The organism is Microcoleus sp. Pol7_B2 (genome assembly GCF_036701035.1).
In the GTDB taxonomy this organism is placed as follows: Bacteria; Cyanobacteriota; Cyanobacteriia; order Cyanobacteriales; family Microcoleaceae; genus Microcoleus.
Map to the genome: position 1 here is coordinate 1 of NZ_JAUBQB010000127.1, position 10,025 is coordinate 10,025.

Consider the following 10,025-nt stretch of genomic DNA (forward strand, 5'->3'; position numbering starts at 1 on the left):
TTTTTCTAATTAACTATTTTTATCGATTTTATCATGATCTTACCTCTGTCTCACATTTATTTGAAATGACTATATCTCTAGTTTGACGCATCAAGCGCACCTTGTCCTTGCTCAATGCTGCGATACACTAAATCCAGCACAGCAGAAAAGACGATCGCCCGAGTAGTAGAGTGAAAAGGTTGATCGACCCTCAAGTCACTTATGCGATCGAGTTGCCCTCTAAAATGGGTTTACGTGCAATGAATGCTGCATGAGATTTTGGCAAGTTGTACTCACCATAACTACGTAGGATTTGAACTTGAAAACCTACGCGATCGAGTGCTTCAACAATATCTTTTGCCTTGTACAACCGCAAACAGTGTATTTCCTCATCTCGCCTGTAGGTTTCCCCTACTTTACGAAGAGTAATGATGCGGCGAATTAAGGTTTCATTCTCTTGATTTTCTTCTTTCTCAACCAGAACAATCCAATCTTTTCCTTCCGTGAATCCTTTGGTTGTGTTTCCGGCTACAATCTGTCCGGGTTCTGCAATGTCAAAGATGAAAACACCGCCCTCGGTTAAGGCGTGATAAATGCGACGGAAAAATTGCACCAGGTTTTGGCGATCGTTGTCTGCATCAAACAGATAATTCAAACATTCGCCGATCGAGGTGACAGCATTACACGGTGGGATATCAGTTTTAAACAGCGACTCAACTCGAAACTCGCCATCAGGCACTCTGTTTCGGGCCATGGCAATCAAAGACTCAGAAATATCAACTCCCAGAACACGATAACCAGCCTTTGTGAATTCTAGTGCGGATAATCCGCTGCCACAACCCAAGTCAACGACTAAACCTTCTTGTAGCTTGTTTTGGGCCAAGATATTCAATATACCAGGGGCAGATTTGAGAGCATAATCGCTATGCCCAACATCATGAATATATGCGAGGTCTTCCTTATACCACTGTGTCATGACTTCGTTCCAGCAGACTAACTCACAAATTTAGTTGCGATCGCACTTTTATTCCGGCTTGACAGACTCAGCCAACCACTTCGCATTGTCCCGCCGATGAACATTAATCGAACTGCATTTTGCTTCGACCCATCGATCTTATTCCATCCATCCGTTACACAATCCGTTGCCGAACTTCCTTCTGCTATACAAAAAAATCCCCCGCCAGAAGGCAGGGGATTTCATTTAATTACCTAGAAACCAGAGTTCAGAGTTACCCGAATTTCCCGGCTGTCGAGGCAATTACAAAGGCCGCGTAAGTGAGGACGTTGCCCACAGTAAAGTGAACTAAGCCAACTAAACGACCTTGGACGATCGACAAAGCAACAGGCTTGTCTTTCCAGCGAACCAAGTTAGCCAAAGGAGTGCGCTCGTGAGCCCAAACCAAAGTCTCGATCAACTCTTGCCAGTAACCTCTCCAAGAAATCAGGAACATGAAACCAGTTGCCCAAACAAGGTGTCCGAATAAGAACATCCAAGCCCAGACTGACAAGTTGTTAGTACCATACGGGTTGTAACCGTTGATCAACTGAGAAGAATACAGCCAGAGGTAATCGCGGAACCAGCCCATCAGGTAGGTAGAAGACTCATTGAACTGAGCCACGTTACCTTGCCAGATGCCCAGGTGCTTCCAGTGCCAGTAGAACGTTACCCAAGCTAGGGTGTTCAACATCCAGAATACAGACAGGTACATCGCGTCCCAAGCAGAGATGTCGCAAGTACCGCCACGGCCGGGGCCGTCGCAAGGGAAAGCATAACCGAAGTCTTTTTTGTCCGGCATCAGCTTAGAACCGCGTGCATCCAGAGCGCCCTTGACCAAGATCAAGGTGGTGGTGTGCAAGCCTAGTGCGATCGCGTGGTGAACCAAGAAATCGCCAGGTCCGATTGCCAAGAACAGAGAATTAGTACCGCTGTTAATCGCATCCAACCAGCCTGGGAGCCATACGTTGCCGTAGTTGGGCCAAGCGGTAGAAGCAATGCTGTCAGGGTTAGACAACAGCACGTCCATGCCGTAGAGAGCTTTTCCGTGAGCAGCTTGGATGAACTGTGCGAACACTGGTTCAATCAAGATTTGCTTTTCAGGAGTTCCGAAAGCGACTACAACGTCATTGTGAACGTACAAGCCGAGAGTGTGGAAGCCCAAGAACAGCGACACCCAGCTCAAGTGAGAGATAATCGCTTCTTTGTGCTGCAACACGCGATCGAGCACGTTGCCTTTGTTTGCTTCAGGATCGTAGTCCCGCACCAAGAAGATAGCTCCGTGGGCGAAAGCGCCGACCATGATGAATCCAGCAATGTACTGGTGGTGGGTGTAAAGCGCAGCCTGAGTCGTGAAGTCCTTACCTATAAAAGCGTAGGGGGGCATCGCGTACATATGCTGTGCTACCAGGGAGGTAATTACGCCCAAAGCAGCGAGGTGAAATGCCAGTTGGAAGTGCAGCGAGTTGTTGTAGGTTTCATACAAGCCTTGGTGAGGCAAGTTGAACTGCCCTTCACTCTTGCCGCCGACCAAACCAGCCTTAGAATCCAACATCTCTTTGATGCTGTGACCGATACCGAAGTTAGTCCGGTACATATGACCGGCAACGATAAACAGAACTGCGATCGCCAAGTGGTGGTGAGCGATGTCTGTCAGCCACAGGGATTCTGTTTGAGGGTGGAAGCCACCCAAGAAAGTCAGAATTGCGGTTCCAGCGCCTTCGGAAGTACCGAAGACATGGTTCGCTGCATCTGGATTCTCGGCGTATACGCCCCAGTTACCAGTGAAGAACGGAGCCAAACCGGCCGGGTGAGGCGGGGTAGACAAGAAGTTGTCCCAACCTACGTGCTGTCCGCGAGATTCGGGGATAGCAACGTGAACCATGTGACCAGTCCAAGCCAAAGAGCTGACACCGAACAAACCAGCCAAGTGGTGGTTGAGGCGAGATTCAGCATTTTTGAACCAAGACAAGCTGGGGCGGTACTTGGGCTGGAGGTGCAACCAACCTGCGAACAGGAAGACAGCCGCCAGTAGTAGCAAGAAGATAGCTCCTTGATACAGGTCGGCGTTTGTCCGAATCCCTTGGGTGAACCACCAATGGTAGACACCAGAGTAAGAGATATCCACCGGGTTAGAAGCGCCCCCTTGAGTGAAAGCTTCTACAGCAGGAGCGCCGAATTGCGGGTCCCAAATCGCGTGAGCGATCGGGCGGACGTTTAGAGGGTCTTTAATCCACTGTTCAAAGTTACCTTGCCATGCTACGTGGAACAGGCTGCCCGAAGTCCACAAGAAAATGATTGCTAGGTGGCCGAAGTGAGAAGCAAAAATCTTTTGGTAAAGATTTTCTTCGGTCATGCCATCGTGGCTTTCAAAGTCGTGTGCTGTGGCAATCCCGTACCAGATCCGCCGTGTGGTCGGGTCTTGGGCAAGGTCTTGGCTAAATTTTGGAAATTTCGTTGCCATAAGCCTTGATTAATCCTGAATCCTGAACAAAATTGAAGGGATTCGGTTCGGAGTTTGGATTCTCGATTTGAGATTCCTCCCAAATCGAGAATCCAAAACCTAGGGGTAGTTTACCCTACCGAAATGATTCGCGCTAGGAAAAATGCCCACGTAGTGACAATTCCTCCTAGGAGGTAGTGAGCTACACCCACAGCCCGACCCTGAATAATGCTCAGAGCACGAGGCTGAATCGACGGAGCTACCTTGAGCTTGTTGTGAGCCCAAACAATCGACTCAATCAGTTCTTGCCAGTAGCCACGGCCGCTGAACAGGAACATCAAGCTGAAGGCGAAGACGAAGTGTCCAGCTAGGAACATCAAACCGTATGCCGACAGTGCCGAACCGTAGGACTGAATTACCTGAGAAGCTTGCGCCCAAAGGAAGTCCCGCAGCCAGCCGTTAATCGTGATCGCACTTTGTGCGAAGTTGCCACCGGTAATGTGAGAAATTGTGCCGTCTGGCGATACTGTTCCCCATACGTCCGACTGCATTTTCCAGCTAAAGTGGAAAATCACGATCGAGATGCAGTTGTACATCCAGAACAAGCCTAGGAACACGTGATCCCAACCAGAAACTTGGCAGGTGCCGCCACGGCCGGGGCCGTCGCAAGGGAACCGGAAGCCCAAGTTGCCTTTGTCAGGAACCAAGCGAGAACTGCGTGCAAACAACACGCCTTTCAAAAGAATCAGGACTGTAACGTGAATGGTGAAAGCGTGGATGTGGTGGATCATGAAATCCGCCGTACCCAACTCGATCGGCATCATCGCTACTTTGCCGGCGACGACTACTGCACCGCCGCCAAAAGCGTGGCTAACGATTTCCGTAGCATTAGGCGCTGTTGTGCCCGGAGCCAAAGCGTGGATGTTTTGCACCCACTGGGCAAATATCGGACGCAACTGAATCCCGGTATCCGAGAACAAATCTTGAGGACGACCGAAAGCCCGCATCGTGTCGTTGTGAACGTACAGACCGAAGCTGTGGAAGCCCAAGAATATACAAACCCAGTTCAGGTGGGAAATGATCGCATCTCTATGCCGGATCACGCGATCCAACAAGTTGTTGACATTTCCAGCGGGTTCGTAATCCCGAACCATGAAGATTGCTCCGTGAGCGGCTGCTCCAACAATCAGGAATCCGCCAATCCACATGTGGTGGGTGAACAGGGATAGCTGAGTCGGGTAGTCCGTCGCGATGTACGGATACGGAGGCATCGCATACATGTGGTGGGCAACAATGATGCTCAGAGAGCCCATCAGTGCCAAGTTAATCGAGAGTTGCGCGTGCCAAGAATTAGTCAGGATTTCGTAGAGACCTTTGTGACCTTCACCAGTGAAGGGGCCTTTGTGGTTCTCTAGGATTTCTTTCATGCTGTGGCCGATGCCCCAGTTCGTCCGGTACATATGACCAGCGACGATGAACAGCACTGCCAAAGCTAAGTGGTGGTGTGTTGTATCAGTCAGCCACAAACCGCCTGTGGTGGGGTTCAGACCGCCTTTGAAGGTCAGGAAGTCTGTGTATGCGCCCCAGTTGAGGGTGAAGAAGGGGGTTAAACCTTTAGCGAAACTCGGGTAGATGTCAGCCATCAAGCCCGGTGTCAAAATCCACTCGTGCGGCAGGGGGATGTCGGCAACTGTTTTGATCAGCTTGCCGCCGACTGTCAGCGGTGAACCTGCATCGATCGCGTCCATGCAAGCGTTGATTGGCAGCGACACGTGAATTTGCTGTCCCGCGTAGCCCAAGCAGCCGCAGCCCAACAACACAGCCAAGTGGTGGTTCATCATCGATTCCACGTTCTGGAACCATTCCAGTTTCGGAGCGCGGACGTGATAGTGGAACCAACCGGCAAATAGCATCAAAGCTGCCATTACCAGGGCGCCGATCGCAGTGCAATATAGCTGGTATGAGTTAGTGATGCCGTTGGCGCGCCACCACTGGAATAGACCAGAGGTGATCTGAATCCCGTGAAAGCCGCCGCCTACATCTGCATTTAAAATTTCTTGACCAAAAATCGGCCAGACCACTTGAGCGCTGGGCTTGATGGCTGTAGGATTTGTCAGCCAAGCTTCGTAATTGGAAAATTTAGCGCCGTGGAAATATGCGCCACTGATCCACACGAAGATTACTGCCAAGTGGCCGAAGTGAGCGCTAAAGATTTTGCGCGAAACGTCTTCTAAGTCACTTGTATGACTGTCAAAGTCGTGAGCGTTAGCGTGGAGGTTCCAAATCCAAGTGGTGGTTTTTGGCCCCTTAGCTAGAGTGCGATCGAAATGACCTGGTTTTGACCACTTCTCGAAAGAAGTTGGAACCGGATTCTTATCGACTACTACCCTAGCTTTTACCTCTCGCTCTGGAGGACTAATGGTCATGAAGACTCTCCTCTCGGTAAGACAAGGAACGAGAACTGAACACTGTACCGGACACTCCCCGCGCTTGATGAGGCGGGGGATTCTCGAAAAAGCCGACACTGCACTACACTTTACTCTTTGCAGAGTTAGACGCAGGTGCATCGTCTCCCCAAGCATTTTGCTTCTGTGAAGAAGCCAGTTTCCCAGTGTCGCTAACAATGTGACTGGGTACTGCCAACTCTTCTCTCCAGATGAGCCGCCGATCGCATCCTTGATTCAGACTTGATACGGCTGCTCCTTTTGAGGGAGTTTTATGAATTATAAGCTTGCTAGAGGAGTATTAATCGCTTGTTAACAATACTTAAAAAAGGCTCAATTCTTGATGTAATAACGCCTTTAAATCCCACAGTCCCTCGAAAAAGTCAAGGGGTACTGCCATTAACTTTACAAAACTCAAAGATAAAGTAATTTAGGAATACTCATTTGTAGATATATGTTTGGGAAAAAGCCTGCGGGAATTAAGAGTCGGAAAGGATGGGTTGCCCGCTGCTGCCTCAATCCTGCCTCCTAGGAGCCTTTGGAATTCATGAGCTGCAATTCCCTAATACTAAATTCATTTTTGGGCTATAGTTCCCTATGAGAAGGCTTCTAGGAGTATGGTTGCGTGATTGGGATCAATTGGCACAGAACGGTTGCAGGCAGGCTGCTGGCATTGTTCGCAGTAGCAGTATTAATTTTGGGTTTAGCAAGTTGTGGCGCGGGCCATCCCGAATTGCCCAAACCAGGGAACAAGAGCGGCTCAGCTACCGCCCCAGTAAACAAAATCTCAGAGGTTTCTCCCCCAGAAGCCATTCAACAACTGCGTCAGGCTCTAGAAATCTACCAGCCTCAAATTAGTATCTTGAATCCAAAACCTGACGAAGTGCTTCAGGATATAAATGTGTCTGTTCAGTTCCAAGTGAAGGACTTGCCCATTTTCAAAAATGCAAACTTGGGTTTGGGCCCCCATCTGCAAGTTTTATTAGACAACCAACCTTATGCAGCAGTTTACGACATCAACCAACCTTTAACGCTGTCCGACTTAGAACCCGGAACCCATACCCTGCAGGTGTTCGCCGCTCGCCCTTGGGAAGAAAGCTTTAAAAACGAAGGTGCCGCTGCTCAAACCACCTTTCACGTTTTTACCAAAACAGACGACAATAATCCCGATCGAACATTGCCCCTATTAACGTACAACAGCCCCCAAGGCAGCTACGGCGCAGAACCCATCCTGCTCGACTTTTACTTGACAAATGCCCCGCCGCACGAAGTGGCGCAAGAAAATTCCCAAGATGAAATACTCGATTGGAAAATTCGAGCCACAGTCAACGGCGAAAGCTTTGTGATCGACCAGTGGCAACCTATATATCTTAAAGGATTCAAATCAGGGAAAAACTGGGTACAGCTAGAATTAATTGACGAACGCGGAAATATCGTCAAAAACGCCTTTAATAATACAGCCAGACTGATAAATTACCAACCGCTCGGTCAAGACACTCTTTCAAAATTAGTGCGGGGCGAACTAACAACATCCGAAACTCGCGCTATAGTCGATCACACCTACCAAGCCCCCGAACCGACACCAACCCCAACCCCGGAACCGACACCGACACCTGCATTAGAACAAACACCAGTTGTCCCACCCTCACCTGCGGTTCCAGAAACCCCTGTTAGCGAACCCAGCTTAGAGCCAACAGTCGCTCCCGAAGTTGCTCCCATTCAAGTAATAGAACCAACACCGACAGCAACCCCCCAACTCGAAGCGCCGAAAGTTGTAGAACCAATTCAAGTAATACAACCGACACCGACAGCAACTCCACAGGTAGAAAACCCCAAAGTTGTAGAACCAATTCAAGTAATACAACCGACGCCGACAGCAACTCCACAGTTAGAAACCCCCAAAGTTGTTGCTCCAGTTCAAGTAATAGAACCGACACCAACAGCATCTAGCCAACCAAAGAAACAGGAATATAAAGGATACTACAATCGGTTCCGCAACTTCTTGCGTCAAGAACCGCAGCCTGCTAATCCTTCAGAGCCACCAACCCTGCCAGAAATAACACAAAAAGCTCCAGTACCAAAAGTAGTCGCTCCCGCGATACCAGAACCGTCTCCCAATCTTGTACCGCCAACGCCACCTGTTGCCGCTGAGACTCCTAGCCAGCCAAACAGCGAATTAGCCCCTCGCGAAACAACCGTTTCCGAACCCGAAAATCAGCCCAAATCCGAACAAAAAGTCGAATTTGCCACCTAACGAAAACTTTCTGCATTCATCTGCGTTGATCCGCGTAAATCTGCCTACATCGGCGGTCAAAAATAAAAAATTAGGACACTAAAAAATGACCTACCTCGAAACAGCAGCCAAATTCTACAGTGATGTTGCCGAAACACCCCAAATCGGACTTTGCTGCGTCCAAAGCAGTCCCTTGCAATTGCCAGGATTAAAAATTCCCGAACAAATGCAAGAAATGAATTACGGCTGCGGCACAACCGTTCACGCCGCCGAACTTGTCGGCAATCCCTTCGTGCTTTATGTAGGCGTCGGCGGCGGATTGGAAGCACTACAATTTGCATATTTTTCTAGACATAAAGGAGCGGTTATTGCCGTCGATCCGGTTCCAGCAATGCGAGATGCAGCTGCACGAAACTTGCAAATAGCCGCCCACGAAAATGATTGGTTTGATCCGAGTTTTGTAGAAATTTGTGAAGGCGATGCTTTTGCGTTGCCAGTGCCGGATGCTTCTGTAGATGTTGTCGCTCAAAACTGCTTGTTTAATATCTTTGAACCAGCCGATTTAGCTAAAGCATTAAAAGAGACTTATCGGGTGTTAAAACCGGGTGGCAGATTGTTGATGAGCGATCCGATCGCAACTCGCCCCATTCCGCAGCATTTGAAGGAAGACCAACGCTTGCGTGCCCTGTGTTTGTCCGGCGCTTTGACATACGCAGAATACGTTCAACACCTTGTAGACGTTGGTTTTGGGCAAGTCGAAGTGCGGGCGCGCCGTCCTTACCGATTGCTGGACAAACACAATTATCAATTGGATGCGGATTTGCTGTTAGAAAGCCTGGATTCGGTGTCTTTTAAAGTGGAGGTACCGGATGACGGAGCTTGCATTTTTACTGGCAAGACGGCGATTTATACGGGGTCTGAAGATCTCTTTGATGACGGGGCAGGTCACGTTTTGCAGCGGGGAGTTCCGGCGGCGGTGTGCGATAAAACTGCTGGGAAGTTGGGGGGATTGATGCCCGATAAAGTGTTAATTACTGATTCGACGTGGCATTATCACGGCGGCGGTTGCTGTTAGATTTATTTCGGAATAGGGAGGTAGCATTCACCGCAGAGATAGCTGCCTCTTTCAACTCTTTCTACTGATAGTTATCTCGGGACTGTAACTCATAAAAATTATCAGAGTAGTTATTGTATGAGTATTTTCGATGTGTTAAATAAGGAGATCTTCTGGGTGATCATGAAAAATATTTGTTGCGAAGGACATCAAGAGCGTGAAATTCTAAATCTCATCCTGTTCTACCGGGTGCATCTCACTTTGGCAAATACATCAAATTGAAAGTTGACCGTTGAGATAAGCACAGCGCAGAGAAAGGATAGATGAAACACTCTCGATATTCCACTGCGCTCCCGATAGTTTCACCCTCAGTCCAATTCGTTTAATCGTTGATTCCACTGTTCCAGAACCGGTAGAACTTAAAGATTCTTCTTTATATAGCAAGTCTATTTGAGTCATCAATGTAGAACTACTTGAAACGCTTGTGATCATTGAATCGATTGTTTACAAATCAAATGGTTTTGCTATAGTATCGGTAGTTAACTATTCGGTTGCGATGGAACTCTAAATAATTGCAAAAGGTTTTAAATCCTTTTATTTTCAACTCTTTAAATAAATTGATAACTTCATTGACTTGATCTGACCACAACAGAAATTCTGCTTGCTTTAATCGTTTCAGTGAACCCCCCGCTTTATAGAGATTTTCTTTCAGATGATACCAATCTAAAATTTCTTGTCTTTGTTCAGGGCCTCCTATGTCTTGAAAGAGGTTCCAAATTCCGGGATGCCCATCTCCTATACAATACAGCAAATTCCATGTAAATGTGGTACACTACATTCAGTACATCAGCAGAAAAAATGAAAGCTTATTCGCTCGA

Annotated in this window: 5 protein-coding genes and 1 pseudogene; 2 read left to right on the top strand and 4 right to left on the bottom strand. The window is 48.3% G+C overall.

Features of this window, described 5'->3' with window-relative positions; translation table 11 throughout:
* Positions 1–199: 199 nt before the first annotated feature.
* From QUA57_RS27165 to psaA, 3 genes are all read right to left on the bottom strand, one after another.
* Positions 200–955: a class I SAM-dependent methyltransferase gene (locus QUA57_RS27165; RefSeq protein WP_333064852.1), complete on the bottom strand. Its 756-nt coding sequence runs from the start codon at positions 953–955 to the stop codon at positions 200–202.
* Between the two features lie 253 nt (positions 956–1,208).
* On the bottom strand, positions 1,209–3,437 hold the full coding sequence (gene psaB / locus QUA57_RS27170) for a photosystem I core protein PsaB (protein ID WP_333064854.1): 2,229 nt from the start codon (positions 3,435–3,437) through the stop codon (positions 1,209–1,211).
* 110 nt (positions 3,438–3,547) lie between these two features.
* Complete coding sequence (psaA, locus tag QUA57_RS27175) at positions 3,548–5,842, bottom strand: photosystem I core protein PsaA (RefSeq protein WP_333064855.1); 2,295 nt, start codon at positions 5,840–5,842, stop codon at positions 3,548–3,550.
* A gap of 643 nt (positions 5,843–6,485) precedes the next feature.
* Here psaA and QUA57_RS27180 point away from each other — a divergent pair.
* Both QUA57_RS27180 and arsM read left to right on the top strand, forming a co-directional pair.
* On the top strand, positions 6,486–8,114 hold the full coding sequence (locus tag QUA57_RS27180) for a hypothetical protein (RefSeq protein WP_333064856.1): 1,629 nt from the start codon (positions 6,486–6,488) through the stop codon (positions 8,112–8,114).
* Between the two features lie 85 nt (positions 8,115–8,199).
* Entirely contained in the window at positions 8,200–9,168 is a 969-nt protein-coding gene (arsM, locus tag QUA57_RS27185; protein WP_333064858.1) for an arsenosugar biosynthesis arsenite methyltransferase ArsM, read from the top strand.
* Positions 9,169–9,420: 252 nt separating this feature from the next.
* On the opposite strand, the pseudogene QUA57_RS27190 reads toward arsM, so the two are convergent.
* Positions 9,421–9,955 (bottom strand): annotated as a pseudogene (locus tag QUA57_RS27190) (hypothetical protein); the annotation flags it as partial.
* Positions 9,956–10,025 lie beyond the last annotated feature (70 nt).